At 32.9% G+C, this 1,016-nt stretch carries 1 pseudogene; it reads left to right on the top strand.

The annotated features are described in order from the left end of the window. Positions 1-1,016: pseudogene (locus DP68_RS19835) on the top strand (wall-associated protein); the annotation flags it as partial.

Genomic DNA, 1,016 nt, shown 5'->3' with positions numbered 1-1,016 from the left:
AAAGAACTTTTAAATGATGAAGAAGTAACTTCATTATACAATGCTGGAAGACTAAGCAGTACAACTTCAGTAAGTATAAATTATGATGAGCTTGGAAGACTTAAATATAAGTCAGTAAATCCAGAAGGTACAAGTTTTAAAACAAGTTACCAATATGAAACAGGTGAAAAATCAAATTCTACTACAACTAAAGTAAGTGAATTAGATAACAATGGACAAAAAATAGAATACAGCTATGATGATAATGGTAACATAGAAGTTATAGCTTATAAGAAAGGATTATTTGAAGCAACAAAAATATACTATACTTATAATGAGCTAAATGAGCTTATCCGTGAAGATAATGAGGTGCTTAATAAGACAATAAAGTACTCCTATGATGTGGGAGGAAACCTAATCAAAAAAGAGGAATTTGCATACACTAGAGAAGTACCAGGGACTCCAATTAAAACCTATGAATATAAGTATGAAGACACGAATTGGAAGGATAAACTAACATCTTTTTATGACGGTAAAGTGGCTAAGCAAATAACCTATGATGCCATAGGGAATCCATTAACTTATGATGGATATACTTATACCTGGGAGCAGGGAAGACAGCTAAAATCCATGACAAAAGAAGGATCAAGCAGTTCCTTTAAATACAATGATTCAGGTATAAGAACAGAAAAAACAGTAAATGGAGTAACCACAAAGTATTATCTAAATGGCGACCAAGTTGCCTATGAAGATAATGGGACAGACAAAATTTACTATACCTATGACAGCGATGGCAGCCTTGTATCCATGAACTTAAATGGTGTAGAATATTACTATATAAGAAACCTTCAAGGAGATATCATAGGTTTATTTGATAAGAATGGAACTCAAGTTGTATCCTATACCTATGATTCTTGGGGAAAACACGATGGTAAAGCTGAGTTAAAGGATGAAAACGGCACTATAATTCAATCAGGTGATATTAAAGGAACACTGGCATCAACTGTTGGAGTTAAGAATCCTTATAGATATAGAGG

This window comes from Clostridium sp. HMP27, assembly GCF_000765165.1.
In the GTDB taxonomy this organism is placed as follows: domain Bacteria; phylum Bacillota; class Clostridia; order Clostridiales; family Clostridiaceae; genus Clostridium_AK.
This window is presented reverse-complemented; position numbering and strand designations above follow the sequence as displayed.